General features: G+C 56.8%; 23 protein-coding genes and 1 other RNA gene. 11 read left to right on the forward strand and 13 right to left on the reverse strand.

Translation table 11 applies throughout. The features are described from left to right. Positions 1–5: 5 nt before the first annotated feature. Positions 6–584 carry a YecA family protein gene (locus ABLV54_RS18950; protein ID WP_002916486.1) on the reverse strand — a complete coding sequence of 193 codons (579 nt, stop codon included), beginning with the start codon at positions 582–584 and terminating at the stop codon, positions 6–8. Positions 585–750: 166 nt separating this feature from the next. Here ABLV54_RS18950 and zapA point away from each other — a divergent pair, with 166 nt between their 5' ends. The 3 genes from zapA to ABLV54_RS18965 all read left to right on the forward strand — a co-directional run bounded on the left by zapA (position 751) and on the right by ABLV54_RS18965 (position 2001). After that, positions 751–1080 carry a cell division protein ZapA gene (zapA, locus tag ABLV54_RS18955; protein ID WP_004205298.1) on the forward strand — a complete coding sequence of 110 codons (330 nt, stop codon included), beginning with the start codon at positions 751–753 and terminating at the stop codon, positions 1078–1080. Positions 1081–1121: 41 nt separating this feature from the next. Then, a non-coding RNA gene (gene ssrS, locus ABLV54_RS18960) (6S RNA) lies at positions 1122–1305 on the forward strand. A 99-nt stretch (positions 1306–1404) separates the two neighbouring features. Next, positions 1405–2001 carry a 5-formyltetrahydrofolate cyclo-ligase gene (locus ABLV54_RS18965; RefSeq protein ID WP_072413555.1) on the forward strand — a complete coding sequence of 199 codons (597 nt, stop codon included), beginning with the start codon at positions 1405–1407 and terminating at the stop codon, positions 1999–2001. An 83-nt stretch (positions 2002–2084) separates the two neighbouring features. Here the strand turns inward: ABLV54_RS18965 and serA are convergent, their stop codons facing one another. Together serA and rpiA are read right to left on the reverse strand one after the other, a co-directional pair. Next, on the reverse strand, positions 2085–3317 hold the full coding sequence (serA, locus tag ABLV54_RS18970) for a phosphoglycerate dehydrogenase (protein WP_101881383.1): 1233 nt from the start codon (positions 3315–3317) through the stop codon (positions 2085–2087). A gap of 269 nt (positions 3318–3586) precedes the next feature. Then, positions 3587–4246 (reverse strand): ribose-5-phosphate isomerase RpiA, encoded by a 660-nt coding sequence (gene rpiA / locus ABLV54_RS18975; RefSeq protein ID WP_002916495.1) that lies wholly within the window; start codon positions 4244–4246, stop codon positions 3587–3589. A gap of 167 nt (positions 4247–4413) precedes the next feature. On the opposite strand from rpiA, the gene argP reads away from it, so the two are divergent. After that, entirely contained in the window at positions 4414–5307 is an 894-nt protein-coding gene (gene argP, locus ABLV54_RS18980; RefSeq protein WP_002916497.1) for a DNA-binding transcriptional regulator ArgP, read from the forward strand. 54 nt (positions 5308–5361) lie between these two features. Here argP and ABLV54_RS18985 read toward each other — a convergent pair whose 3' ends face one another. The 7 genes from ABLV54_RS18985 to tkt form a co-directional block, all read right to left on the reverse strand. Further along, on the reverse strand, positions 5362–6120 hold the full coding sequence (locus ABLV54_RS18985; RefSeq protein ID WP_023290983.1) for an oxidative stress defense protein: 759 nt from the start codon (positions 6118–6120) through the stop codon (positions 5362–5364). A gap of 89 nt (positions 6121–6209) precedes the next feature. After that, positions 6210–6845, reverse strand: coding sequence for an arginine exporter ArgO (argO, locus tag ABLV54_RS18990; RefSeq protein WP_048335266.1), 636 nt, complete (start codon positions 6843–6845; stop codon positions 6210–6212). A 151-nt stretch (positions 6846–6996) separates the two neighbouring features. Continuing rightward, on the reverse strand, positions 6997–7854 hold the full coding sequence (locus tag ABLV54_RS18995; RefSeq protein WP_023290985.1) for a small-conductance mechanosensitive channel MscS: 858 nt from the start codon (positions 7852–7854) through the stop codon (positions 6997–6999). Between the two features lie 189 nt (positions 7855–8043). Then, a complete protein-coding gene (gene fbaA, locus ABLV54_RS19000) occupies positions 8044–9123 on the reverse strand; it encodes a class II fructose-bisphosphate aldolase (RefSeq protein ID WP_008806452.1) in 1080 nt (359 codons plus the stop codon). A 97-nt stretch (positions 9124–9220) separates the two neighbouring features. Further along, the gene (pgk, locus tag ABLV54_RS19005; protein WP_023290986.1) at positions 9221–10384 is read right to left on the reverse strand and encodes a phosphoglycerate kinase; all 1164 of its coding nucleotides are present in this window, start codon (positions 10382–10384) and stop codon (positions 9221–9223) included. A gap of 39 nt (positions 10385–10423) precedes the next feature. After that, positions 10424–11452, reverse strand: a complete 1029-nt coding sequence (gene epd, locus ABLV54_RS19010; RefSeq protein WP_004205289.1) for an erythrose-4-phosphate dehydrogenase — start codon at positions 11450–11452, stop codon at positions 10424–10426. Positions 11453–11837: 385 nt separating this feature from the next. Beyond that, the gene (gene tkt, locus ABLV54_RS19015) at positions 11838–13829 is read right to left on the reverse strand and encodes a transketolase (protein WP_050533751.1); all 1992 of its coding nucleotides are present in this window, start codon (positions 13827–13829) and stop codon (positions 11838–11840) included. Positions 13830–14108: 279 nt separating this feature from the next. On the opposite strand from tkt, the gene ABLV54_RS19020 reads away from it, so the two are divergent. After that, positions 14109–14867: a M48 family metallopeptidase gene (locus tag ABLV54_RS19020; RefSeq protein ID WP_017899781.1), complete on the forward strand. Its 759-nt coding sequence runs from the start codon at positions 14109–14111 to the stop codon at positions 14865–14867. 377 nt (positions 14868–15244) lie between these two features. Then, complete coding sequence (locus ABLV54_RS19025; RefSeq protein ID WP_123822800.1) at positions 15245–16513, forward strand: OprD family outer membrane porin; 1269 nt, start codon at positions 15245–15247, stop codon at positions 16511–16513. Positions 16514–16645: 132 nt separating this feature from the next. On the opposite strand, the gene speB is transcribed toward ABLV54_RS19025, so the two are convergent. The 3 genes from speB to yqgB form a co-directional block, all read right to left on the reverse strand. After that, positions 16646–17566, reverse strand: a complete 921-nt coding sequence (speB, locus tag ABLV54_RS19030) for an agmatinase (RefSeq protein ID WP_004205166.1) — start codon at positions 17564–17566, stop codon at positions 16646–16648. Positions 17567–17799: 233 nt separating this feature from the next. Next, on the reverse strand, positions 17800–19776 hold the full coding sequence (speA, locus tag ABLV54_RS19035; protein ID WP_004205167.1) for a biosynthetic arginine decarboxylase: 1977 nt from the start codon (positions 19774–19776) through the stop codon (positions 17800–17802). 8 nt (positions 19777–19784) lie between these two features. Continuing rightward, positions 19785–19916, reverse strand: a complete 132-nt coding sequence (yqgB, locus tag ABLV54_RS19040) for an acid stress response protein YqgB (protein WP_002916578.1) — start codon at positions 19914–19916, stop codon at positions 19785–19787. A 382-nt stretch (positions 19917–20298) separates the two neighbouring features. On the opposite strand from yqgB, the gene ABLV54_RS19045 reads away from it, so the two are divergent. From ABLV54_RS19045 to endA, 5 genes are all read left to right on the forward strand, one after another. Further along, positions 20299–20457, forward strand: coding sequence for a hypothetical protein (locus ABLV54_RS19045; RefSeq protein ID WP_032428987.1), 159 nt, complete (start codon positions 20299–20301; stop codon positions 20455–20457). Between the two features lie 159 nt (positions 20458–20616). Then, a complete protein-coding gene (gene metK / locus ABLV54_RS19050; RefSeq protein ID WP_004205170.1) occupies positions 20617–21771 on the forward strand; it encodes a methionine adenosyltransferase in 1155 nt (384 codons plus the stop codon). A 381-nt stretch (positions 21772–22152) separates the two neighbouring features. Further along, positions 22153–23547, forward strand: a complete 1395-nt coding sequence (locus ABLV54_RS19055; protein WP_004205171.1) for a sugar porter family MFS transporter — start codon at positions 22153–22155, stop codon at positions 23545–23547. Positions 23548–23624: 77 nt separating this feature from the next. Continuing rightward, positions 23625–24125: a SprT family zinc-dependent metalloprotease gene (locus ABLV54_RS19060; protein ID WP_032428989.1), complete on the forward strand. Its 501-nt coding sequence runs from the start codon at positions 23625–23627 to the stop codon at positions 24123–24125. Positions 24126–24219: 94 nt separating this feature from the next. Continuing rightward, a complete protein-coding gene (gene endA / locus ABLV54_RS19065) occupies positions 24220–24927 on the forward strand; it encodes a deoxyribonuclease I (RefSeq protein WP_101881380.1) in 708 nt (235 codons plus the stop codon). Positions 24928–25014: the final 87 nt, after the last annotated feature.

Here is a 25014-nt window from a genome sequence, read left to right on the forward strand (position 1 = left end):
TTTAGTTAGTGTAATGTCGGTTTGCGGACTTCCGGTGCGGTTGGCTGCTGACGCGCAAAGGTGTCGTGGCACAGCAGTGCGGCAACGCGGACATACTCGATAATCTCCTCCAGAGACATCTCCAGCTCTTCCTGATCTTCGTCTTCATCGTAGCCCAGTTGGGCAATATTACGCAGATCGTCAATCGCTTCCCCGGTTTCGTCTTTCACTTTATCCAGCTTCGGCTGGCTAACGCCAAGGCCGAGAAGGAAGTGGTTGACCCAGCCGGCGAGGGCGTCGGCGCGGTCAAAGACGCTCACCGCATCGCCTTCCGGCAGATACAGTTGAAAGAGGAAGCCATCGTCATCCAGTGAGTCGCTGATGGCGGAATGCATGTTACGCAGCGCCTGGGCAAGCTCATGGCCGAAGGCGAGACCTTCGTTGGTCAGGTCGTGCACCAGCGGCTGCCAGCTGCTGTCCGTGTTGCCGCCGCACAGTAATCCGCTGATCAAACCGTGCATCTCGGCCGGGGTAAGCCCTACCCCTTGTTGGTTCAGTAACTGGTCTACATCGTTGTAACCAGGCATTTCGTTCTGTATAGACATGCGCATTCGTCATCGTTGGGAGGAATATTCATGGTATGCTACCACTTTGGACCTTGGTGAACCAGAATAGGGCTTGTATCTTCGCACCAGGGTAGCTATAGTGTCGCCCCTTCGCAGACCCGGGTCAGGGTGTGAAGGCAGCGCAGTCAATCAGCAGGAAGGTGGCATGTCTGCACAACCCGTAGATCTCCAAATTTTCGGCCGTTCACTGCGAGTGAATTGCCCGCCTGAACAAAGGGATGCCCTGAATCAGGCAGCTGAAGACCTTAATCAGCGGTTGCAAGATTTAAAAGAACGCACTAGAGTCACAAATACTGAGCAGCTGGTCTTCATCGCCGCGTTGAACATCAGCTATGAGTTGACTCAGGAAAAAGCGAAGACCCGCGACTACGCTTCCAGTATGGAGCAGCGCATTCGCATGCTTCAGCAGACCATCGAGCAAGCATTGCTTGAGCAAGGTCGCATAAGCGAAAGACCAGGGTCGAAGTTTGAATAACACTTTGCAGTTAACTGTGTTAGAGTAACTCCAGGAACAAAATTTCTCTGAGATGTTTGCAAGCGGGCCAGTCCCCTGAGCCGATATTTCATACCACAAGAATGTGGCGCTCCACGGTTGGTGAGCATGCTCGGTCCGTCCGAGAAGCCTTAAAACTGTGACGACACATTCACCTTGAACCAAGGGTTCAAGGGTTACAGCCTGCGGCGGCATCTCGGAGATTCCCTTCCTTACCTCGCATTATTTCCCCACGCCTGTTTTCGGCTGATGCCGCACTGTATTACACTGTTTTCTATTGTTTCGCCTGCTCGCCATGAGACCTGCATGACTCTACAGCCCGATACCCTGCTCTCCCGCCAGCACATTCGCCAGCAGATCCGCGAGCGTCGACGCGCGCTCAGCCCTGAGCAACAGCGGCAGTTTGCCCTGCAGGCCGCAGAGCGGATGATGGCCTGGCCGCCGGTGGTTCTCGCCCACACCGTGGCGCTGTTTCTCTCCTTTGACGGCGAGCTGGACACCCAACCGCTGATCGACCAGCTCTGGCGGGCCGGTAAGCGAGTCTATCTCCCGGTGCTGCATCCGTTTAGCCCCGGTAACCTGCTGTTTTTACATTACCATCCGCAGAGCGAACTGATAGTGAATCGCCTGAAGATCCGCGAACCGAAGCTCGACGTGCGCGACGTGCTGCCGCTCGCTGAACTCGATGTGCTGGTCACCCCGCTGGTGGCCTTCGATGCCGGCGGCCAACGGCTGGGGATGGGTGGCGGTTTTTACGACCGGACGCTGCAAAACTGGCAGCAGTATCGCCTGCAGCCGGTGGGCTACGCGCACGACTGCCAGCAGGTGGACACCCTGCCGAGCGAAGAGTGGGATATCCCGCTGCCGGCGGTGATCACCCCGGGCAAAACCTGGTGTTGGTAGGTACGCGGGGACGAGAAATTCAGCCTGGAAAGTATTAACAAAAAAACGGGCAGGTACGCGACCTGCCCGAGAGGCAAAAATGATTAGAACAGCAGACGGGCGCGGATAGTCCCCGGGATCGCTTTCATTGCCTGCAGCGCCTGCTGGGCAACGTCTTCTTCCGCTTCGATATCAATAACAACGTAGCCCATCTGCGGCGACGTTTGCAGATACTGGGCGGCAATGTTGATGCTCTGCGCGGCGAAGATCTGGTTGATGGCGGTCAGGACGCCCGGCCGGTTCTCATGGATGTGCAGCAGACGGCGTCCGCCGTGCAGCGGCAGAGAAACTTCCGGGAAGTTAACCGCTGACAGGGTTGACCCGTTGTCAGAGTACTTCGCCAGCTTGCCGGCCACTTCCAGACCGATGTTCTCCTGCGCTTCCTGAGTGGAGCCACCGATATGCGGAGTCAGGATCACGTTATCAAATTCGCACAGCGGCGAAGTGAAGGGATCGCTGTTGGTCGCGGGTTCGGTCGGGAAGACGTCGATTGCCGCCCCGGCCAGATGCTTACTCGCCAGCGCATCGCATAACGCCGGAATATCCACCACGGTGCCGCGGGAGGCGTTGATCAGCAGCGCGCCAGGCTTCATCAGCGCCAGCTCTTCCGCGCCCATCATATTTTTGGTGGAGGCGTTTTCCGGCACGTGCAGGCTGACCACGTCGCTCATGTTCAGCAGGTCGGAGAGATACTGTACCTGAGTGGCGTTGCCGAGCGGCAGTTTGTTTTCAATATCATAGAAGAAGACATGCATCCCCAGCGATTCCGCCAGAATGCCGAGCTGGGTGCCGATGTGGCCGTAACCGATAATCCCCAGTTTCTTGCCGCGCGCTTCAAAGCTCCCCACCGCCAGCTTATTCCATACGCCGCGATGCGCCTTGGCGTTGGCTTCCGGCACGCCGCGCAGCAGCAGCAGCAGCTCACCGATCACCAGCTCGGCCACCGAACGGGTATTAGAGAATGGCGCGTTAAACACCGGAATACCGCGCTTCGCGGCGGCGTTCAGATCCACCTGGTTGGTACCGATGCAGAAGCAGCCGACGGCAACCAGTTTTTCCGCCGCGGCGAAAATCTCTTCAGTCAGATGGGTACGGGAACGCAGGCCGATGAAATGGGCATCACGGATCGACGCTTTCAGCTGTTCGGAATCCAGCGCGCCTTTATGAAATTCAATGTTGGTGTAACCTGCCGCGCGAAGGCTATCGATTGCCTTTTGATGCACACCTTCAACCAGCAGAAATTTAATCTTGTCTTTTTCCAGTGATACCTTAGCCATTTCCCCGTCCTGTTTTGTCTTAACTGATGTCGTGCTGAACGAAAGTTCGTCTCAGCAACATATCAAAAAAAACTATCGCGGCAATATGAACGTTTGCGTCGCCGTCCTGAAGAAATGTCATTCAGAAGGAAATGGCAGGACAAAACACCAGAAAGATAATGAACGGTAGCGCGTTAATCAGAATGGTTGCACAAATGTGACAGAAGTCACTAAATTGCACCAGGTGAAAAAATATTTGCGAGGGAGCCGGTTGGCTCCCTGCGGACAGACTATTTTACGATGGTTTTCACACCGTCAGCGGTGCCGATCAGCGCCACGTCGGCGCCGCGATTGGCGAACAGCCCTACGGTCACGACGCCAGGAATGCCGTTAATCGCGTTTTCCAGCGCGATAGCATCGAGAATTTCCAGGCCGTGCACGTCAAGGATCACGTTGCCGTTATCGGTCACCACGCCCTGACGGTATTCCGGACGACCGCCCAGCTTGACCAGCTGGCGTGCAACGGCGCTGCGCGCCATCGGAATGACTTCAACCGGCAGCGGGAATTTGCCCAGAATATCGACCTGCTTGGAGGCATCGGCGATGCAGATAAATTTATCGGCCACCGAAGCGATGATCTTCTCACGGGTCAGCGCCGCGCCGCCGCCTTTGATCATCTGCATGTGACCGTTGATCTCATCCGCGCCGTCAACGTAGATCCCCAGGCGATCGACGCTGTTGAGATCGAAGACGGTGATCCCGAGGCTTTTCAGCTTCTCGGTGGAGGCATCGGAGCTGGAGACCGCCCCTTCGATCTGCCCTTTCATGGTGCCCAGCGCGTCAATAAAATGGGCCGCCGTCGAGCCGGTGCCAACGCCCACAATGGTCCCTGGCTGTACGTATTGCAGCGCTGCCCAACCTACCGCTTTTTTCAGTTCATCCTGCGTCATAATCATGGTCCGAGATGTGAATGCCTGTGGCGCATTATAGAACATCGACAGTGGAAATGTCCCTGCGATGCAGATCACACAACAGAGCAGACCAATTTCGTCTGTATCAAATAAAAATTTATGTCATAGTGCGAGATAACGATTAGTTATGGGGGCACGCCAGAATAATGAAACGACCGGACTACAGGACACTACAAGCGCTGGACGCGGTGATTAGAGAACGAGGATTTGAGCGCGCCGCGCAGAAGCTATGTATTACCCAGTCCGCCGTCTCACAGCGAATTAAGCAGCTGGAAAATATGTTCGGCCAGCCGCTGCTGGTACGTACCGTGCCGCCGCGCCCAACCGAGCAAGGACAAAAATTGCTGGCTCTGTTGCGCCAGGTTGAACTGCTGGAAGAGGAGTGGCTGGGCGACGAGCAGACTGGCTCCACGCCGCTGTTGCTGTCGCTGGCGGTGAACGCCGACAGTCTGGCGACCTGGCTGCTGCCGGCGCTGGCTAATGTGCTGTCGGACTCCCCTATTCGTCTCAACCTGCAGGTGGAAGATGAAACCCGCACCCAGGAGCGCCTGCGCCGTGGCGAAGTGGTCGGCGCGGTAAGTATCCAGCCGCAGGCGCTGCCAAGCTGCCTGGTGGATCAGCTCGGCGCGCTCGATTACCTGTTTGTCGCCTCAAAAGAGTTTGCGCAACGCTACTTCCCGAACGGCGTAACGCGTTCGGCGCTGCTGAAAGCCCCGGTCGTCGCCTTCGACCATCTGGACGATATGCATCAGGCCTTTCTGCAGCAAAACTTCGACCTGCCGCCGGGCAGCGTCCCCTGCCATATCGTCAACTCGTCGGAAGCCTTCGTCCAGCTGGCGCGCCAGGGCACTACCTGCTGTATGATCCCGCATCTGCAGATCGAAAAAGAGCTCAACAGCGGCGAGCTTATCGATCTCACTCCCGGCCTGTTTCAGCGACGTATGCTCTACTGGCACCGCTTTGCCCCGGAAAGCCGTATGATGCGGCGGGTGACCGATGCGCTCATCGACTACGGTCACAAGGTGCTGCGTCAGGATTAAACCGCGGGCATAAAAAAAGCCACTTCGCTGAAGTGGCTTTTTTGTTTCTCTCGTTTACTGGGCCGGTTTCGGCGCTTCAGCCGGTTTCGCCGGAGCCGCGGCCTGCGCCGGCTGCAGTTCAAACACGACGTCGACCTGGTCGTCAAACTGGATAGTCGCCTGCTCGTAGGTTTCCTGGGCGGAAACCGGCGCAGCGTCAGCGGCCTTCATCATGCGAACCATCGGGCTCGGCTGATAATTAGAGACATGGTAGCGCACGCTGTACACCGGCCCCAGCTTGCTGTGGAAACCTGCGGCCAGCTCCTGCGCCTGGTGCACGGCGTCGTCGATCGCCGCTTTACGCGCTTTATCTTTGTAAGCGTCCGGTTGCGCAACGCCCAGCGAGACGGAGCGAATTTCGTTCAGACCGGCTTTCAGGGCGCCATCCAGCAGACCGTTGAGTTTATCCAGCTGGCGCAAGGTCACTTCGACGGTGCGCACCGCGCGATAGCCTTTCAGAATGCTTTTCCCGTTCTGATAGTCGTAATCAGGTTGGGTACGCAGATTCGCCGAGTTGATGTCTTTTTTCGCAATGCCGCTCTTTTCGAGGAAAGAGAGGTATTGCGCAACGCGATCGTCAGCCTGTTTTTTTGCCGATGCGGCATCTTTTGCCGCCACGTTCACTTCGATCGCCAGGGTAGCGATATCCGGAACCGCAGCAACGCTTGCTGTGCCTGAAGTCACAATGTGCGGACCGTCCGGCAATTCGCTTGCCTGTGCCGCCATCGTGCTAAATCCGAGTGTTGCCGCCAGGGCTAAGACTTTTAACTTCACTGTCGTTTCTCCATGTTACTTAAATCGCCCTTACGGGACGCATGCCAGCAAGCTTAGCGCGTACAGCAGGAAAGTCCATCGGACAACGCTTAGTTGAGCAACGCCTGGATGTGGACGACGCCCTCTTTTGCCAGCTGAAACGCAATAAACCACATGACGGCGCCGACCACAATGTTGATGATCCGCTGGGCTCTGGCGGTACGCAGCCGCGGCGCCAGCCAGGCGGCCAACAGCGCCAGACCAAAGAACCACAGGAAAGAGGCGCTAATGGTTCCCAGCGCAAACCAGCGCTTCGGCTCCATCGCCAGCTGGCCTCCCAGGCTGCCCAGCACCACAAACGTATCCAGATAAACGTGCGGATTCAGCCAGGTGACCGCCAGCATAGTGATAATGATTTTCCAGCGCCCCTGCTGCATCGCCTCGGCGCTGGCGAGCTCAAGATTCGGACTGAACGCCGTCTTCAGCGCGCCAAAGCCGTACCACAGTAAAAAGGCCACGCCGCCCCAGGTCACGAGCGCCAGTAGCCAGGGGGACTGCATCAGCAGCGCGCTGCCGCCAAAAATGCCGGCGCAGATCAGCAGCAAGTCGCTGACGGCGCACAGCAAGGCAATCATCAGGTGATACTGACGACGGATGCCCTGGTTCATCACGAAAGCATTTTGTGGGCCAAGCGGCAAAATCATTGCCGCTCCCAAGGCAAGGCCCTGAAAGTAATAGGTAAACATAAGGATTTTTCCGCTGTCTTCGAGAGTGGCGCTGACTATAACGCGAATAAATTATTAGCGGAAATTGAAAGTATTAATCATTAATAAGCGAAGCTAATAATGAGCCATTAAAAAAGGCCGGCATGGCCGGCCTGAGTCACTGAGTAGTGGTTTACTCGGCTTTTTCCGGCAGGCGCACCACATGAACATCCATCTGCGGATAAGGGAAGCTGATGCCATTGGCGTCAAATTCACGCTTGATGCGCTCGAGGATATCCCAGTAGACGTTTTGCAGATCGCTGCTTTTGCTCCACACGCGCACCACGAAGTTCACCGACGAGGCGCCGAGTTCGTTCAGGCGCACCGTCATTTCCCGATCGCGCAGAATACGATCGTCAGATTCGATAATCGAGGTCAGGAGCTGCTTCACCTTGTCGATATCGGCATCGTAAGAGACGCCGATAATAAACTCATTGCGGCGCGCCGGTTCGCGGGAGAAGTTAATGATGTTGCCGGCGATAATTTTGCCGTTCGGCACCACCACGATTTTGCCATCGACGGTGCGCAGGGTCGTGGAGAAAATCTGCACATTCTGTACGGTACCCGCAATGCCGCCGAGATCGACATATTCACCGGCGCGGAACGGGCGGAACATCACCAGCAGTACGCCAGCCGCGAGGTTAGACAGTGACCCCTGCAGCGCCAGACCGACGGCTAAACCCGCGGCGCCCAGCACCGCAATGACCGAGGCGGTCTGCACGCCCACGCGGCCCAGGGCGGCAATCAGCGTAAAGGCGATAACCGCATAGCGCACCAGCGCGGAGAGGAAATCGGCAACGGTGGCGTCAATTTTACGCGCCAGCATCAGGCGGTTGACGGTGTTAGAGACGACGCGCGCCACGATCATCCCGACGATCAGGATAGCGATAGCCGCGACGATGTTGACGGCATAGCTCAGCAGCAGCTCCTGGTTGCGTGCCAGCCACGTCCCGGCGTGGTTGATGCTATCGACAACGTTCAAATCTTCCATTTAACATTCCTTATGAATCCCCTGGGGGAAGTAAATAACTCAGCCTGCGACAGGGCAGTCAGGTTATAGGGTAAACAATAAGTGCACGTTTTGCCAAATGGATCACAGTTTTCTGCCGCGCTATCCTGTTGTTAAGCTAATAAAAAAGCCCGCATTGCTGCGGGCTTCAGGGTAAGAAACAGATTTTTCTTACAGAACGTCGATCGCGTTCAGCTCTTTAAATGCCTGCTCCAGACGAGTCACCATGGAAGTCTGTGCAGCACGCAGCCATACGCGCGGATCGTAGTATTTCTTGTTCGGCTGGTCTTCGCCTTTCGGGTTGCCCAGCTGGCCCTGCAGGTAAGCTTCGTTAGTTTTGTAGTACTGCAGGATACCGTCCCAGGTTGCCCATTGGGTGTCGGTATCGATGTTCATTTTCACTACGCCGTAGCTAACGGAGTCTTTGATTTCCTGAGCGGAAGAACCGGAACCGCCGTGGAAGACGAAGTTCAGGCTGTTGTGCGGCAGGTTGTGTTTCTTGGAAACATATTCCTGAGAGTCGCGCAGGATAGTCGGGGTCAGAACGACGTTACCCGGTTTGTACACGCCGTGTACGTTACCGAAGGAAGCGGCGATGGTGAAGCGCGGGCTGATTTTGCTCAGCTCGGTGTACGCGTAATCCACGTCTTCCGGCTGGGTGTACAGGGCGGAAGCGTCCATGTGGCTGTTGTCCACGCCGTCTTCTTCGCCACCGGTGCAACCCAGTTCGATTTCCAGGGTCATGTCCATTTTGGCCATGCGCGCCAGGTATTTAGAGCAGATTTCGATGTTTTCGTGCAGAGACTCTTCAGACAGGTCGATCATGTGAGAAGAGAACAGCGGTTTGCCGGTAGCGGCGAAGTGTTTTTCACCTGCGTCCAGCAGGCCGTCGATCCACGGCAGCAGTTTCTTCGCGCAGTGGTCAGTGTGCAGGATAACCGGCACGCCGTAGTGCTCAGCCATCTGGTGCACGTGGTGCGCGCCAGAGATAGCGCCGAGGATAGCAGCACCCTGAGGAACGTCAGTTTTCACGCCTTTACCTGCGATGAACGCCGCGCCGCCGTTAGAGAACTGAACGATAACCGGAGAGCGAACTTTCGCAGCAGCTTCCAGAACGGCGTTGATGGAGTCAGTACCTACGCAGTTTACCGCCGGCAGTGCAAAGTTGTTTTCTTTCGCTACCTGGAACACTTTCTGAACGTCGTCGCCAGTGATGACGCCCGGTTTTACGAAATCAAAAATTTTAGACATGTTACTTAGTCCTGTATCTGTATCTTCGACCGTTGAAGAAGGTTCGCGAGCCCTTAAGCGCGCTGAAAAACAGGCGGGTTTCCCCGCCTGAACTGAATTACTGCTTAGCGCGCTCTTCGAGCATCGCTACTGCCGGCAGGACTTTGCCTTCGACGAATTCAAGGAACGCGCCGCCGCCAGTGGAGATGTAGGAAATTTTGTCAGCGATGCCGAACAGGTCGATCGCTGCCAGGGTGTCGCCGCCGCCGGCGATGGAGAAACCTTCGCTGTCCGCGATAGCGTTAGCCACGATTTCAGTCCCTTTACGGAAGTTCGGGAATTCGAATACGCCAACCGGGCCGTTCCACAGGATGGTTTTGGCGTTTTTCAGGATGTCAGCCAGTTTCTGTGCGGAAACGTCGCCGAGGTCCAGAATCTGCTCGTCATCTTTAATGTCGTTAACAGATTTCAGAGTCGCCGTTGCGGTTTCGGAGAACTCGGTCGCGACGCGAACGTCAGTCGGAACCGGGATATCGCAGGTGCTCAGCAGGCGCTTGGCTTCATCAACCAGATCCGCTTCGTACAGGGATTTACCGACGTTGTGGCCCTGAGCGGCAACGAAGGTGTTGGCGATACCGCCGCCGACGATCAGCTGGTCAGCGATTTTAGACAGGGAATCCAGCACGGTCAGTTTGGTGGATACTTTAGAACCACCGACGATAGCGACCATCGGACGAGCCGGCTCTTTCAGCGCTTTACCCAGCGCGTCCAGTTCAGCGGCCAGCAGCGGGCCTGCGCACGCCACGTCAGCAAATTTGCCGATACCGTGGGTGGAAGCCTGCGCGCGGTGCGCGGTACCGAAAGCGTCCATCACGAACACGTCGCACAGCGCGGCGTATTTTTTGGACAGCGCTTCGTCGTCTTTTTTCTCGCCTTTGTTGAAGCGAACGTTTTCCAGCACCACCAGCTCGCCGGCAGCGACTTCCACGCCGTCCAGGTAGTCTTTAACCAGACGTACTGGGCTGGACAGTTTGTCTTTCAGGTAATTAACAACCGGCAGCAGAGAGAATTCTTCGTTGTACTCGCCTTCGGTCGGACGACCCAGGTGAGAAGTAACCATGACTTTCGCGCCCTGCTTCAGCGCCAGTTCAATGGTCGGCAGAGAGGCACGGATACGTGCGTCGCTGGTTACTTTCCCGTCTTTAACTGGTACGTTCAGATCCGCACGGATAAAAACGCGTTTACCAGCCAGATCCAGATCGGTCATCTTAATTACAGACATGGTGAATCCTCTCGTTGATTCATAAAGTTTTGTCGACGTTTACGCGTCGAACCTGAAACCAATAGCCGCCATCGCTAACGTCGTGTCGAGCATTCGGTTAGCAAAGCCCCATTCGTTATCGCACCAGACCAGCGTTTTGATCAGATGCGCGCCACTGACCCGGGTTTGCGTGCCATCGACGATGGCGCTGTGCGGATCGTGGTTAAAATCTGTTGAGACCAACGGTAATTCCGTATAGTCAACTATACCATGAAATGCACCTTGTGCTGCTTTTTGCAGCAACTGGTTGACTTCACATGCTTTTACCGGTTTTTTGACCGTCACGCTCAGGTCAATTGCCGTCACGTTTATCGTCGGCACCCGCACGGCAATCGCTTCAAAACGGTCATTAAACTGCGGGAAAATACGGGTGATCCCTGCCGCCAGTTTGGTATCCACCGGAATGATCGACTGGCTGGCCGCGCGGGTACGCCGGAGATCCGGATGGTAGGCGTCAATCACCTGCTGGTCATGCATCGCCGAGTGAATGGTGGTGACGGTGCCGGACTCGATGCCATAGGCATCATCTAACAGTTTAATGATCGGAATAATGCAGTTGGTGGTGCAGGAGGCGTTGGAGACAATGCGATGCTCGGCGCGGAGTTCATCCTGATTGACGCCGTACACCACCGTCGCGTCGAGGTCGTTGCCGCCGGGATGGGAGAAGAGCACTTTCTTCGCCCCAGCCTGCAGGTGCGCCTCACCGTGTTCACGGCTCCCGTAAACGCCGGTGCAGTCGAGCACCACGTCTACCGCCAGCTCGCGCCAGGGCAGCGCCGCAATGGTCGGCTCGTGCAGCAGACGGATGGCATCATCGCCAACAAACAACTGCTCGCGCTCCTGACGAACATCCCAGGCGAAACGGCCATGGCTGGTGTCATATTTCAACAAATGCGCGATGCCCGCAGCATCCGCCAGCTCATTGATAGCCACCACGGTGATTTCCGCACGGCGCCCGGATTCATATAGCGCACGAACCACGTTGCGTCCAATACGACCGAAGCCATTAATCGCGATGCGAATGGTCATAGATCTCCTGCAAGGCTGTCCCTGTTATGAGGTGGCTGACAGAGTAATCCAGCTACGCTCTGAGGGAAACCTTACCAGCTGCAAACTGCGACTGATTGATTAATTGTCGAACATTTAAACGACTGAAACGCTTCAGCTAGAATAAGCCAAACGAGGAATAAAAGGAATGTTTGTCCAGCGCAATAAACCAGCTATATGACTCACATCACATTTTCGCTGGAATAATTTACAACCGTATTACATGGTTCAGGAATAGCAGATACAAAAAAGCCGGGTGGCGAGGTTAAAGCAAAACGGTAACCCAGGGGTTACCGTTTTTGGCGTTTGCACCCTCTCCTGTGGGAGAGGGTTTGGGTGCGGGCATCAGCCCGCACCGTAACCGCAATTACAGCAGCGCTTTCGCTTTAGCGACCACGTTGTCGACGGTGAAGCCGAACTCTTCGAACAGCTGCTCAGCCGGCGCAGACTCACCGAAGGTGGTCATGCCAACGATCGCCCCGTTCAGGCCAACGTATTTGAACCAGTAATCAGCAATACCCGCTTCCACGGCAACGCGCGCGGTCACGGCTTTCGGCAGTACGGATTCACGGTAGGCCGCATCCTGCTTGTCGAACGCGTCGGTGGACGGCATGGAGACCACGCGCGCCTTCACGCCTTCGGCGGTCAGTTTGTCCCACGCGGCCACCGCCAGCTCCACTTCGGAACCGGTGGCGATGAAGATCAGCTCCGGCTGGCCGGCGCAATCTTTCAGCACGTAACCGCCGCGGGCCACGTTCGCCAGCTGCGCTTCGGTACGCTCCTGCTGCGCCAGGTTCTGACGGGAGAGGATCAGCGCGGTCGGGCCGTCCTGACGCTCGACGCCATATTTCCACGCAATCGCGGATTCAACCTGGTCACACGGACGCCAGGTGGACATGTTCGGCGTTACGCGCAGAGAAGCCACCTGCTCTACCGGCTGGTGAGTCGGGCCATCTTCGCCCAGACCGATGGAGTCGTGGGTGTAGACCATCACCTGACGCTGTTTCATCAGCGCGGCCATACGTACCGCATTACGCGCGTATTCCACGAACATCAGGAAGGTGGAGGTGTACGGCAGGAAGCCGCCGTGCAGCGCGATACCGTTGGCGATAGCGGTCATACCGAACTCACGCACGCCGTAGTGAATGTAGTTACCCGCGGTGTCTTCGTTGATCGGCTTAGAACCAGACCACAGGGTCAGGTTGGACGGCGCCAGGTCAGCGGAACCGCCGAGGAATTCCGGCAGCAGCGGACCGAAAGCTTCGATGGCGTTCTGAGAGGCTTTACGGCTGGCGATTTTCGCCGGGTTGGCCTGCAGCTTCGCGATGAACTCGTTGGCTTTTGCGTCGAAGTCAGACGGCATCTCGCCTTTCATACGACGGGTGAATTCGGCTGCTTCCTGCGGGAAGGCTTTGGCGTAAGCAGCGAACTTCTCATTCCATGCCGCTTCTTTCGCCTGACCGGCTTCTTTGGCATCCCACTGCGCATAGATGTCAGACGGGATGTCAAACGGCGCGTGTTTCCAGCCCAGCGCTTCGCGGGTCAGGGCGATTTCGGCGTCGCCCAGCGGCGCGCCGTGGGAGTCGTGGGTACCGGCTTTGTTCGGCGACCCGAAGCCGATGATGGTTTTGCACATCAGCAGGGACGGTTTGTCGGTGACCGCGCGCGCTTCTTCTACTGCGCGTTTGATGGCGTCAGCGTCGTGACCGTCAACGCCGCGCACCACGTGCCAGCCGTAGGCTTCAAAGCGTTTGGCGGTATCGTCGGTGAACCAGCCTTCAACGTGGCCGTCGATAGAGATGCCGTTGTCATCATAGAAGGCCACCAGTTTGCCCAGCTTCAGGGTACCGGCCAGGGAGCACACTTCGTGAGAAATGCCTTCCATCATGCAGCCGTCGCCCATGAAGGCGTAGGTGTAGTGGTCGACGATGTCGTGGCCCGGACGGTTGAACTGCGCCGCCAGAGTTTTCTCGGCGATAGCCATCCCGACCGCGTTAGCGATACCCTGGCCCAGCGGACCGGTGGTGGTTTCCACGCCCGCGGTGTAGCCGACTTCCGGGTGGCCCGGCGTTTTGGAGTGCAGCTGGCGGAAGTTTTTCAGCTCTTCAATCGGCAGATCGTAGCCAGTGAGGTGCAGCAGGCTGTAAATCAGCATCGAACCATGGCCATTGGACAGTACAAAACGGTCACGGTCAGCCCAGGCCGGATTGTTCGGGTTATGGTTCAGGAAATCACGCCACAGCACTTCGGCAATGTCAGCCATACCCATCGGGGCACCCGGGTGGCCGGATTTGGCTTTCTGTACAGCGTCCATGCTCAGCGCACGAATAGCGTTAGCAAGCTCTTTACGTGAGGACATTTTGACTCCAGTTCGGACTGTTGAAGGCCATGCCCTTAACGACTTGACGAGAGCGCGTTTTGGGCTACGCCGGAAAAAAGTGTGAACAATGTAACCCAAGCGACAAGTCATGTACATGGAGCATCCTTTTGCCCTTTAAGAAATCTCTGGAACAGGTTGTGCTACGCCGGAATCCGCTCGCCCGCATCCTGCGATACTCTTTATAATTTACGCAGAATACGGTTCCCTGCCGTCGCCGTATTGTCGGATAAACAACCATAAGATTGTGGAAGATAAAAAATGAAAATTCGCTCAACCGTACTTGCTCTTGGGATCGCAGCAACGCTCACCGGATGTCAGAACATGGACTCCAACGGTCTGCTCAGCTCAGGGGCCGAAGCCTTCCAGGCATACTCTCTCAGCGACGCGCAGGTGAAAACCTTAAGCGACCAGGCCTGTAAAGAGATGGACGCCAAAGCGAAAATCGCCCCGGCCAGCAGTGAATACAGCCAGCGGCTGAACAAAATCGCGGCCGCGCTGGGCGATAACATCAATGGTCAGCCCGTAAACTACAAGGTCTATGAGACCAAGGATGTCAACGCCTTCGCCATGGCTAACGGCTGCATCCGCGTCTACAGCGGGCTGATGGATCTGATGAACGATAATGAAGTCGAGGCGGTGATCGGCCACGAAATGGGCCACGTCGCGCTGGGCCATGTGAAGAAAGGCATGCAGGTCGCCCTGGGCACCAACGCCGTGCGCGCGGCAGCGGCCTCCGCCGGCGGCATCGTCGGCAGCTTGTCCCAGTCGCAGCTCGGCGATCTGGGTGAAAAACTGGTGAACTCGCAGTTCTCCCAGCGCCAGGAATCGGAAGCAGATGACTACTCTTACGACCTGCTGCGTAAGCGCGGCATCAATCCGTCGGGACTGGCCACCAGCTTCGAGAAACTGGCCAAGCTGGAAGCCGGCCGTCAGAGCTCGATGTTTGACGATCACCCGGCCTCAGAAGCGCGCGCCCAGCATATTCGCGATCGCATGAAGGCCGACGGGATTAAATAATCGCCAGCGGGAGGCATGACTGCCTCCCTTTTATATCTGCCAGTAAAAATATTTAGCCGCATTAATTGATAACTTAAGCGCACAAACCGTTAATTATTATTTCACCTCGTCGCAGCCAATTATTTTATATGCTGTCACTCAGCAAAATATTATTTGGCAAATGAAAAACGGCGTACACAATCCGCCTTTCAGAGCCGGGTTAGACCAAATATTAAATAGTCCACCCCTCTTCGCCAAACCTGGCCGGCGTTGGCCACACCGCTTGTTTCCTGCCGATACCATTGCTCACACAATGATTGCTTTTGACATTATTTCAGGAGAATATCGCGATTGCAGTGATTCCCTTGAATATATCGACAGACAGAGAAGTGCCCTCAGTGAAAAAAGAATTATCATTCATCGCACTTGGCATTATTGCCGCCGCGCCGGCTTTCGCCAGCCAACAATCTACCAGCCAGGGTTTTATTGAAGACAGCCATCTGGATCTCTTTTTACGTAACGCGTATATCAAACGCGATTATCGCGATGGGCTGCCGGATAAAGCCGAATGGGGCCAGGGAATTATCGCCACCTTCGAATCCGGCTTTACCGAGGGACCGGTCGGCTTCGGCGTGGACGGCATCGCCCAGTACGCCGTGCGCCTCGACGGCGGCCGCGGCCGCAGCGGCGCGGGCGGGATCGACTTTTTCGCCCAGGATGACGACGGCCGGGCAAAATCCGACCTCGCGAAATTCGGCGCCACCGGCAAAATGCGCTTTTCGAATACCGTGCTCAGCTACGGCAGTCAGCGCCCGATGTTGCCTATTGTCTACGCCGACGACTCGCGCCTGCTCTACGAGAGCTATACCGGCACCATGCTGACCTCACGCGAAATCGACGGTCTGGAAATTAACGCCGGCTACCTGACCGATCAGCAGCGTAAAAGCGACGACAGCCATAACAGCGGTCTGAAAAGCCTGTCCTTCGGCGGCGCCAGCTACCGGTTCAACGACCAGCTCAGCGGCGCGCTGTATGCGTCGCATGTCGAAGATGTGCTGAACAAACAGTATCTCGGCCTGAACTATCAGCAGCCGTTCGCCGCCAACCAACAGCTGGTTCTCGACTTCAACGGCTATCACTCACGCCTGGATCAGCAATATGCCGATGCCAATGACACCGGACGCAGCAACAGTATCTGGAGCCTGGCCGCCAGCTACATCTGGGATATCCATACCTTTAAGGTCGCTTACCAGCAAAGCAGCGGCAGCACCGGCTACCACTACGGCGGCTACCAGAACCAGGGCGGCGTCGGCGATGGCGGGAACACTATCTGGCTGGCCAACTCCTACTGGTCTGATTTTAACGGCGAAGATGAACGCTCCTGGCAGGCATCGTATGGACTGGATTTTGCCGGGCTGGGGATACCGGGGCTGACCTGGACCACCGCCTACGTGCGCGGGGATAACATTAAAACGTCAGAGACCAGCAACGGCAAAGAACATGAATGGTTCAACCAGGTTCAATACCAGGTGCAAAACGGGGCGGCGAAAGATTTGAAATTCAGGCTTCGCTATTCGGTACTGCGGGTTTCCAGCAACGCCAGCGACTATAACGTCAGCGGTAATGAAGTGCGGTTCTACGTCGAATATCCATTTAACGTGTTTTAAGCACCTGATGAACCCTCTCCTGCGGGTCGGCCCTCTCCCGGCCCGCAGGAGCAACCGTCCGGCGCCTTGATTAACCCCCTGTGCCGTGCGGTACCCTCTCCCCGGAAGGGAGAGGGTTGGGGTGACCTCGGGTTATTCGCCCTTCTTCGCCGCCTGGATGTACAGCATCTCCAGCGCGAGGGTCGCCGCCGCCAGGGCGGTGATTTCGGACTGATCGTAGGCCGGGGCGACCTCCACCACGTCCATCCCGACGATGTTCAGATCCTTCAGACCGCGCACCAGCTTGATCGCGCGGTCAGAGGTGAGCCCACCGATAACCGGGGTACCGGTTCCTGGCGCAAACGCCGGATCCAGGCAGTCGATATCAAAGGTCAGGTACACCGGCATATCGCCAACGATCTGCTTCACCTGGGCAATCACGTCATCGACGCTGCGGTCGTTAACCTGGCCCGCATCAAGCACGGTGAAACCGTTATCTTTATCGAATTCGGTGCGAATACCGATCTGTACGGAGTGGTTCGGATCGATGAGCCCTTCGTTCGGCGCGGTGTAGAACATGGTGCCGTGGTCGAACTCGCAGCCGTTGGCGTAAGTGTCGGTGTGGGCATCGAAATGCACCAGCGCCATTTTACCGAAGTGCTTGGCGTGGGCGCGCAGCAGCGGCAGCGTAACGAAGTGATCGCCGCCAAAGGAGAGCATGCGCTTGCCGGCCGCCAGCAGCTTCTCGGCGTGGGCCTGCAGCTTCTCGCTCATTTCGCGCGCGTCGCCGAAGGCGTACACCAGATCCCCGCAGTCAACCACGTTCAGGCGTTCGCGCATGTCGAAGTTCCACGGAAAACGGTTGTGCTCCCAGGCGAGATTGGTGGAAACCTGACGGATCGCCGCCGGGCCATGACGGCCGCCCGCGCGCCCGGAGGTCGCCATATCGAACGGGACGCCGGTGATCACCCAGTCAGCATCGCTGTCGTAGGGCATGAAATTCATCGGCAGACGCAGGAAGCCAAAGGCATTGGATACCAGGGAGTTATCGTATTGATGACCTAAAGTGCTCATGGATATGACCTCTTTTCACAGTCGTGGAACGTAAAAAATAAGTATAAAAAAACCCCTCCGCGTCGTTAGGCCCGACGAGGAAGGGTTTGATAGATAAATCGCTTATTGGCGTGAATTATCGCCGGTAATGCATACGGGTTCAAGTGAGTATCGCCTTCTGCCGGATGACGGCTTCGCCTTAGGCGGCCGCCATACGCAGGCCCGGTAAGCGCAACGCCACCGGGCATCGGCGGTTACTCGTCTTCCAGATAAGTGTACCCGTACAGACCCGCCTCGAACTCTTCGAGGAACTGCTGCTGCAGCGCGTCGTCGAGGCCGGTGTTTTTCACCTGATCGCGGAACTGGGTCAGCAGCGTGTTGGGATCCAGCTGTACGTACTGCAGCATATCCGCCACGGTATCGCCCTCGTCGGACAGCTCAACCTCAACGCTACCGTCAGGGAAGACGAACACGTCTACCGCCTCGGTATCGCCGAACAGGTTGTGCATGTTGCCAAGGATTTCCTGATAGGCGCCGACCATAAAGAAGCCCAGCATCGGCGGGTTCTCCGGGTCATATTCCGGCATCGGCATAGTGGTGGCGATCCCGTCGCCGTCCACGTAGTGATCGATGGCGCCATCCGAGTCGCAGGTGATGTCCAGCAGCACCGCGCGGCGCTCCGGCGACTTGTTCAGCCCTTCCAGCGGCATCACCGGGAACAGCTGATCGATCCCCCACGCATCCGGCATCGACTGGAACAGCGAGAAGTTGACGTAGATTTTATCCGCCATGCGCTCCTGCAGCTCATCAATAATCGGGCGATGGGCGCGGTTGCTCGGGTCGAGTTGCTTCTGCACTTCATGACACATGTTCAGATACAGCTGTTCTGCCCAGGCGCGCTCCTGCAGGTTGAAAGTGCCGGAGGAGTAGCCGATATGGATATCGTGCAGGTCCATCTGGCTGTCGTGCAGCCATTCGCGCAGCGAGCGGCGATTGCCGGTTTCGTGCATCTCCAGCCAGGTTTCCCACATGCTCTGCAGCGGGCGCGCGGCGTCTTCCGCCGGCGGGGTCGCCTCGGTGTATTCGTTGCGCTCCACGCCGATGATGTTGGAAACCAGCACGGTGTGGTGCGCGGTCACCGCGCGGCCGGACTCGGTGATCACCGTCGGGTGCGGCAGGCCGTTCTCTTCGCAGGCGTCGCCGATGGCCCAAATGATATTGTTAGCGTATTCGTTCAGGCCGTAGTTCACAGAGCAGTCAGACTGCGAGCGGGTGCCTTCGTAATCCACGCCCAGGCCGCCGCCGACGTCGAAGCACTGGATATTGACGCCCAGCTTATGCAACTCGACGTAGAAACGCGCCGATTCACGCACGCCGGTGGCGATATCGCGAATGTTAGCCATTTGCGAGCCGAGGTGGAAGTGCAGCAGCTGCAGGCTGTCGAGGTGTCCTGCGGCACGCAGGATCTCCACCAGCTGCAGAACCTGGGTCGCCGCGAGGCCGAACTTGGACTTCTCGCCGCCGGAAGACTGCCATTTACCGGACCCCTGCGAGGCCAGACGCGCGCGCACGCCAAGGCGCGGCACCACGTTCAGGCGCTCGGCCTCTTCCAGCACGATGGCGATCTCCGACATCTTCTCGATGACCAGATAGACCTTGTGGCCCATTTTCTCGCCCACCAGCGCCAGGCGGATGTATTCGCGGTCTTTATAGCCGTTACAGACGATGACGCTGCGGGTCATCCCGGCGTGCGCCAGCACGGCCATCAGTTCCGCTTTCGAACCGGCTTCCAGACCCAGCGGCTCGCCGGAATGGATCAGCGATTCGATGACGCGGCGATGCTGGTTCACCTTGATCGGGTAGACCAGGAAGTAATCGCCGTTATAGCCGTAGGATTCGCGCGCGCGCTTGAATGCGGCGTTGATTGAGCGCAGGCGGTGCTGCAGGATCTGCGGGAAGCAGAACAGCGCCGGCAAGCGTTGCCCTTGCGCTTCGCGCGCTTTGACTAATTCAGCGAGGTCAACGCGCGCTTCCGGGACGTCCGGATCCGGGCAAACGCTGATGTGGCCCAGTTCGTTGACGTCATAATAGTTATTGCCCCACCAGGCAATATTATAAGTACGCAGCATCTTGCTGGCTTCCTGGGAGCTCATCGCTACCTCCTGCATGGAACGTAGTACACCGTGTTCGCCTGCTGACGAAGGCGAAACCATAGACATGTCGTCAGACATAGCGAACCTCAATTTTTAATAATAAGTGTAAGACAGTTAACTACTATCGCAGTCCAAAGATGCGATAACAACCCATGAACAGTCCTAAAGCCCAGCACTATCTGCTGGTTTTGCGACTGCGCGACCGGTTTCTTATTCATATCATCGTAAAACACGTAGCCGAACAGAGTATGACAGTCCGGAGAAACCACGAGAAAACTCTTGCCAGGCAAGAGCGCCCTTGTTCAGTTTTCTGACGACCGACCGGCCCTGGAATCCTGAGAAGCGCCGAGATGGGGTGAACATCGGCTGGTTTGCATGAGAGAGATGCAGGTTGCGGAGTGCTGACGCGCGACAGAACGACGCGACGAATCAAGCGAAAAACGTTGGTTCATTATCTGGTATCACCTCCACACCGCCCTGGGTCAGGGTCGGCGACAAGCCAAAGCTATACATACCGGGCAACAGGCGCTATGCCGTTGCGAGATTCTGTAAATACAGACTGCTTAACCCGGCTGGAAGTGGCACCACGGGGAGATCCCCGTGCGCTTTTTTAATGAGCCGCGCGCGGCGTTTTATACCGAGAAGCGGGGTAAAAAGCAAAATAAAAATGTGCAGGTTTGCGCGGTTGTCAGGAAAATTTGCCAGGCGAGTTTTCCGATAAATGCGACCGCCATCAAAAAAGGCTGGAAATGGGCTTAAGATTTGACCTAAAATAGCCGTCCAGAAGTTAATCCGTCTATACTGATTAACACTCAGACTGCTCGTGTCGCTACCTGCGCGGCTTTGCGCTGATTATCCACCAAAGCCACATTACACAACAGTATGAGCTATCCGAATCGTCCACAGGTGAAATAAAATATGGCAAAACACCTTTTTACGTCTGAGTCCGTATCAGAAGGGCATCCTGACAAAATTGCTGACCAAATCTCTGATGCCGTGCTGGATGCGATCCTCGAGCAGGATCCGAAAGCGCGTGTCGCATGTGAAACCTATGTCAAAACTGGCATGGTGCTGGTAGGCGGCGAAATCACCACCAGCGCATGGGTTGACATCGAAGAGATCACCCGCAACACCGTCCGCGAAATTGGCTACGTGCATTCCGATATGGGCTTTGACGCCAACTCGTGTGCCGTACTGAGCGCCATTGGTAAACAGTCTCCGGACATCAACCAGGGCGTTGACCGTGCCGATCCGCTGGAACAGGGCGCAGGCGACCAGGGGCTGATGTTTGGCTACGCCACCAACGAAACCGACGTGCTGATGCCGGCGCCGGTGACCTACGCTCACCGTCTGGTGCAGCGACAGGCTGAAGTACGTAAAAACGGCACCCTGCCGTGGCTGCGTCCGGATGCGAAAAGCCAGGTGACCTTCCAGTATGACGACGGCAAAATCGTCGGCATCGACGCGGTGGTGCTGTCCACGCAGCACGCGGAAGATATCGACCAGAAATCGCTGCAGGAAGCGGTGATGGAAGAGATCATCAAACCGATTCTGCCAACCGAATGGCTGAGCGCGTCCACTAAATTCTTTATCAACCCAACCGGCCGTTTCGTTATCGGCGGCCCGATGGGCGACTGCGGTCTGACCGGTCGTAAGATCATCGTCGATACCTACGGCGGCATGGCTCGTCACGGCGGCGGCGCCTTCTCCGGTAAGGATCCATCTAAAGTTGACCGTTCAGCAGCCTATGCGGCGCGCTATGTGGCGAAAAACATCGTTGCCGCAGGCCTGGCTGACCGTTGCGAAATTCAGGTTTCCTACGCCATCGGCGTTGCAGAGCCGACTTCCATCATGGTGGAAACCTTTGGTACAGAAAAAGTGCCTTCTGAACAGCTGACCCTGCTGGTGCGCGAGTTCTTCGACCTGCGTCCGTACGGCCTGATTCAGATGCTGGATCTGCTGCACCCGATCTACAAAGAAACCGCTGCCTACGGTCACTTTGGTCGCGAACATTTCCCATGGGAAAAAACCGACAAAGCGGCCCTGCTGCGCGAAGCGGCTGGTCTGAAATAATCTCCCCGCTTCCACTCTTCAAGGCCAGCCTCGCGCTGGCCTTTTTATGTCCGTTACCCCCCCTCCCATGCCCTGCTTCAGCGAACCGCGGCGATGCAATGAAAGCGATTACATCATGACAATGGTCGATTGCTGCCTGCAAGCGCCTTCACATGCGTGCATTTTTCACAATGTTACATATTGTTTCGGTTAACTCTGATTACCGTTTTTAAAATTGTCGTCTATCCTTGTTTATATTGCTGATTTAAAAAGCATTTAATGAATTACGTTTCTTTACCTTTGTGGAAACGATTACACAGCCGTGACTATAATCACGTTTTTTTACCGACGAGTGTCCTACGCTAACCATCGACAGAATCAATAACTCAACTGGAGGGCGTTATGCCTGACAACAAAAAACAAGGGCGTTCAAACAAGACCATGACGTTCTTCGTCTGTTTCCTCGCCGCGCTGGCTGGCCTGCTGTTCGGCCTTGATATCGGTGTTATTGCGGGTGCCTTACCCTTTATTGCCAATGAGTTCCAGATTTCCGCCCACACCCAGGAGTGGGTGGTCAGCTCCATGATGTTCGGCGCCGCCGTCGGTGCGGTCGGCAGCGGCTGGCTCTCCTTCAAACTGGGCCGTAAAAAGAGCCTGATGATCGGCGCCATCCTCTTCGTCGCCGGCTCTCTGTTCTCCGCCGCCGCGCCAAACGTCGAGATCCTGCTGGTTTCCCGCGTGCTGCTGGGCCTGGCGGTGGGCGTCGCCTCCTACACCGCGCCGCTGTATCTGTCGGAAATCGCTCCGGAGAAAATTCGCGGCAGTATGATTTCCATGTACCAGCTGATGATCACCATCGGTATTCTTGGCGCCTACCTCTCCGACACCGCTTTCAGCTACAGCGGCGCATGGCGCTGGATGCTCGGCGTAATCATTATTCCGGCGGTATTGCTGCTGATCGGCGTTATCTTCCTGCCGGACAGCCCGCGCTGGTTCGCCGCTAAACGTCGCTTTGTCGATGCCGAGCGCGTGCTGCTGCGCCTGCGCGATACCAGCGCCGAAGCGAAACGCGAACTCGACGAGATCCGCGAAAGCCTGAAGGTAAAACAGTCCGGCTGGTCGCTGTTTAAAGACAACAGCAACTTCCGCCGCGCGGTGTTCCTCGGCATTCTGCTGCAGGTGATGCAGCAGTTCACCGGGATGAACGTCATCATGTACTACGCGCCGAAGATCTTTGAGCTGGCGGGCTATGCCAACACCACCGAGCAGATGTGGGGGACGGTGATCGTCGGCCTGACTAACGTGCTGGCTACCTTTATCGCCATCGGTCTGGTCGACCGCTGGGGCCGTAAACCGACGCTGATCCTTGGCTTTATCGTCATGGCCGCGGGGATGGGCGTGCTGGGCAGCATGATGCACATCGGCATTCACTCCTCAACCGCCCAGTACATCGCCGTCCTGATGCTGCTGATGTTTATCGTCGGTTTCGCCATGAGCGCCGGCCCGCTGATTTGGGTACTGTGTTCCGAAATCCAGCCGCTGAAAGGCCGCGACTTCGGTATCACCTGCTCCACAGCGACCAACTGGATTGCCAACATGATTGTCGGGGCCACCTTCCTGACCATGCTCAATTCGCTGGGCAGCGCCAACACCTTCTGGGTGTACGGCGGTCTGAACGTGCTGTTTATCCTGCTGACGCTGTGGCTGATCCCGGAAACCAAAAACGTCTCGCTGGAACATATCGAACGCAACCTGATGCAGGGTCGTCCGCTGCGCGAGATCGGCGCCCGCGATTAACCCGCCTGAGCTTCCTCCCCTCACGGGAGGAAGCTTCCTCTTGCTCTCCCCCCTCCGCCGCACTATCCTCTGGCGCTATGAAAACACCCCGTATTCCCATCGCTATTCAGCAGGCCGTGATGCGCAGCCTGCGGGAGCATCTCGCCAAAGCGAACCTCAAGCTGGAACGCCGCTACGCGGAGCCGACGCTGGTCTACCAGCAGCGCGGTACCTCCGCCGGCACCGCCTGGCTGGAGAAAAACGAAATTCGTTTAAACCCGGTGCTGCTGCTGGAGAATCAGCAGGAGTTTATCGATGAAGTGGTGCCCCATGAGCTGGCGCACCTGCTGGTGTGGCAACACTTTGGCCGGGTAGCCCCGCACGGCAAAGAGTGGAAATGGATGATGGAGAGCGTCCTGGGCGTTCCCGCGCGTCGCACCCACCGTTTTGAACTTGATTCGGTCCGCCAGAATACCTTCCCCTACCGCTGCCGCTGCCAGCAGCATCAGCTCACCGTTCGTCGCCATAACCGGGTGGTGCGCGGCGAAGCCACTTACCGCTGCGTGCGCTGCGGCGATCTGCTGGTGGCTGAAAAATAACCATTGGAATTAATTAGAAACTTTCTGATCTGACTGATTGCATCCGGCACCCTCATTCGCTACGTTGCGGGCTCGTTTTGACACGGAGTGAACGATGTCCCGTATGCATGTTTTAGCCGTTGCAGTATTGTGCGCGGCAGTGAGTGGCCCGCTTGCGGCCGCCGAAATTACCAGCTTTTCCCAGGCCAAGGCCGCTGGCGTCAAAGTAAACGCCGACGTTCCCGGCGACTTTTACTGCGGCTGTAAAATTGACTGGCAGGGTAAAAAAGGCGTTATCGATCTGGAATCTTGCGGCTATAAAGTGCGTAAAAATGAGAACCGCGCCAGCCGGGTTGAGTGGGAACACGTGGTGCCGGCGTGGCAGTTCGGCCATCAGCGCCAGTGCTGGCAGGAGGGCGGACGTAAAAACTGCGCCAAAGATCCGGAGTACCGCAAGATGGAAAGCGACATGCACAATCTGCAGCCGGCGGTGGGAGAAGTGAATGGCGATCGCGGCAACTTTATGTACAGCCAGTGGAACGGCGGTGAAGGCCAGTACGGCCAGTGCACCATGAAGGTCGATTTTAAAGATAAAATCGCCGAGCCCCCTGCCCGCGCACGCGGCGCCATCGCCCGCACCTACTTCTATATGCGCGACCGCTACCAGCTGAATCTTTCCCGCCAGCAAACTCAGCTGTTTACCGCCTGGAATAAACAGTACCCGGTCACCGCCTGGGAGTGTGAACGCGATGAACGCATCGCGAAAGTACAGGGCAACCATAATCCGTATGTCCTGCAGGCTTGCCAGGCGCAAAAGAGCTAACCTACACTAGCGGCAATTGTTAATTTGCAGCCCTGTGCTTCCCGCCCAATGGCGGGAAGCTGGCATCTGCGCAAAGAACGGAATATC

This window comes from Klebsiella sp. JB_Kp042, from assembly GCF_040065275.1.
Lineage (GTDB): Bacteria > Pseudomonadota > Gammaproteobacteria > Enterobacterales > Enterobacteriaceae > Klebsiella > Klebsiella quasipneumoniae.

What these genes read in the sequence shown, in the direction of transcription:
- rpiA (WP_002916495.1), bottom strand. Translation starts at nt 4,246, where the DNA reads ATGACGCAGGATGAACTGAAAAAAGCGGTAGGTTGGGCAGCGCTGCAA.
- pgk (WP_023290986.1), bottom strand. Translation starts at nt 10,384, where the DNA reads ATGTCTGTAATTAAGATGACCGATCTGGATCTGGCTGGTAAACGCGTT.
- speB (WP_004205166.1), bottom strand. Translation starts at nt 17,566, where the DNA reads ATGAGCACTTTAGGTCATCAATACGATAACTCCCTGGTATCCAATGCC.
- ABLV54_RS19055 (WP_004205171.1), top strand. Translation starts at nt 22,153, where the DNA reads ATGCCTGACAACAAAAAACAAGGGCGTTCAAACAAGACCATGACGTTC.
- endA (WP_101881380.1), top strand. Translation starts at nt 24,220, where the DNA reads ATGTCCCGTATGCATGTTTTAGCCGTTGCAGTATTGTGCGCGGCAGTG.
- ABLV54_RS19060 (WP_032428989.1), top strand. Translation starts at nt 23,625, where the DNA reads ATGAAAACACCCCGTATTCCCATCGCTATTCAGCAGGCCGTGATGCGC.
- zapA (WP_004205298.1), top strand. Translation starts at nt 751, where the DNA reads ATGTCTGCACAACCCGTAGATCTCCAAATTTTCGGCCGTTCACTGCGA.
- argO (WP_048335266.1), bottom strand. Translation starts at nt 6,845, where the DNA reads ATGTTTACCTATTACTTTCAGGGCCTTGCCTTGGGAGCGGCAATGATT.
- fbaA (WP_008806452.1), bottom strand. Translation starts at nt 9,123, where the DNA reads ATGTCTAAAATTTTTGATTTCGTAAAACCGGGCGTCATCACTGGCGAC.
- argP (WP_002916497.1), top strand. Translation starts at nt 4,414, where the DNA reads ATGAAACGACCGGACTACAGGACACTACAAGCGCTGGACGCGGTGATT.
- serA (WP_101881383.1), bottom strand. Translation starts at nt 3,317, where the DNA reads ATGGCTAAGGTATCACTGGAAAAAGACAAGATTAAATTTCTGCTGGTT.
- yqgB (WP_002916578.1), bottom strand. Translation starts at nt 19,916, where the DNA reads ATGAATAAGAAACCGGTCGCGCAGTCGCAAAACCAGCAGATAGTGCTG.
- tkt (WP_050533751.1), bottom strand. Translation starts at nt 13,829, where the DNA reads ATGTCCTCACGTAAAGAGCTTGCTAACGCTATTCGTGCGCTGAGCATG.
- ABLV54_RS18950 (WP_002916486.1), bottom strand. Translation starts at nt 584, where the DNA reads ATGTCTATACAGAACGAAATGCCTGGTTACAACGATGTAGACCAGTTA.
- ABLV54_RS18965 (WP_072413555.1), top strand. Translation starts at nt 1,405, where the DNA reads ATGACTCTACAGCCCGATACCCTGCTCTCCCGCCAGCACATTCGCCAG.
- ABLV54_RS18995 (WP_023290985.1), bottom strand. Translation starts at nt 7,854, where the DNA reads ATGGAAGATTTGAACGTTGTCGATAGCATCAACCACGCCGGGACGTGG.
- epd (WP_004205289.1), bottom strand. Translation starts at nt 11,452, where the DNA reads ATGACCATTCGCATCGCGATTAATGGCTTCGGTCGTATTGGACGCAAC.
- metK (WP_004205170.1), top strand. Translation starts at nt 20,617, where the DNA reads ATGGCAAAACACCTTTTTACGTCTGAGTCCGTATCAGAAGGGCATCCT.
- ABLV54_RS19020 (WP_017899781.1), top strand. Translation starts at nt 14,109, where the DNA reads ATGAAAATTCGCTCAACCGTACTTGCTCTTGGGATCGCAGCAACGCTC.
- speA (WP_004205167.1), bottom strand. Translation starts at nt 19,776, where the DNA reads ATGTCTGACGACATGTCTATGGTTTCGCCTTCGTCAGCAGGCGAACAC.